Annotated in this window: 1 protein-coding gene; it reads right to left on the bottom strand. The window is 48.2% G+C overall.

The genetic code is table 11. The features are described 5' to 3' along the window. Positions 1-38 precede the first annotated feature (38 nt). Complete coding sequence (locus tag I6E26_RS10990) at positions 39-1,091, bottom strand: IS30 family transposase (RefSeq protein ID WP_235321908.1); 1,053 nt, start codon at positions 1,089-1,091, stop codon at positions 39-41. Positions 1,092-1,189 lie beyond the last annotated feature (98 nt).

The raw sequence follows: 1,189 nt of genomic DNA, 5'->3' as shown, positions 1-1,189 counted from the left end.
CCCGAATTGCAATAATAAGTTGAACACCCGGCGAACCTTTATGCAGTAAGTACTGCAAGCATTTCTTCCTCAAAGCACTCCTCGGGTGTCTTATATCCGAGTATCTTTCTTGGCAGGGTGTTGGCCCAGCACTCTACTCTGGAAATGTGTTCCACGGGGTAATCCTGGATTTTCTTCCCTTTGGGAAGAAATCGACGGAATAAGCCGTTGTGGTTCTCATTCGTGCCTTTATCGCTGGAGCAGTACGGATGCGCATAATAGATCCGTGTGTGACTTAGTTTCTCCAGCTCCGACAGGCTAGAAAACTCACTGCCATTGTCTGTCGTAATGCTGAGGAACACTCGGCTGAAACAGTCGCGGAACATTCCATCCTTCAATTCTCTGAAGGCTTCTATTACAGAGGCACTTTCTTTGTTGGGCAGTTTTCTGATGAGGGAACAGCGTGTCTTGCGCTCAACCAGAGTCAGCAGTACTTCGTCATTTGAGCGAGATCCCAGTACAAGGTCACACTCCCAATGCCCGAAATCCTGACGCTCATCCACAGAAGGATCGCGCTCATCTATACTGCGGCCGAACTTCTTCTTACGCTCACGAACCCGCTTCTTGGCGTTTTTTCGCTTGACGCGCAAGGGCAGGTCAATACTCTTGATTTTTCCTAGGAGCCCCAGCGTGACATAGTTGTACAGGGTTTTCGTACAGACCATTTCGTCACGTTGAAATTCTCCCGTAACAAGTGCCCTGCCAAAGCAGGCATCGAGCGACCAGTGATGTTCCTGAAGTTTCTTCTGCACATAGTCGAGGAATGCTCCCTTTGCTATGGCGTCGCATTTGCGACCACAGTTTTCGCGATGCGCCTCATAGGTGCTTTGCCCGTCTGCTGCGCGATAGCGTTCCACCTTGCCGTTATAACAAAGGACCTTGCCACGCTTCACCTCGTTGCGTACCGTATTGACACAGCACCCAATCTCACGGGCTATGCTCCGATACGATTGATTGTCGCGGAGACGCGTTTGGATGATGACTCGTTCCTCAAAAGTTAAATGAGCCCCTTTTTTGTGTAACGTATCTGTGGTAGAATAATTTTGATCCATAGCGATTCTCCTTTGTGTTTATGTTTTTGTGCAACTACATTTTACCACAAGGGTTCGCTATGGATTTTTAAGTGTTCAACTTAATTATACAATCCGCC

The organism is Anaerovibrio lipolyticus (assembly GCF_021531495.1).
GTDB lineage: Bacteria > Bacillota > Negativicutes > Selenomonadales > Selenomonadaceae > Anaerovibrio.
The sequence above is the reverse complement of the archived record's forward strand: the minus strand, read 5'-3'. Positions and strand labels throughout refer to the sequence as shown.

Excerpts from the sequence above, each read along its gene's own strand:
- I6E26_RS10990 (WP_235321908.1), bottom strand. The coding sequence starts at position 1,091 with ATGGATCAAAATTATTCTACCACAGATACGTTACACAAAAAAGGGGCT.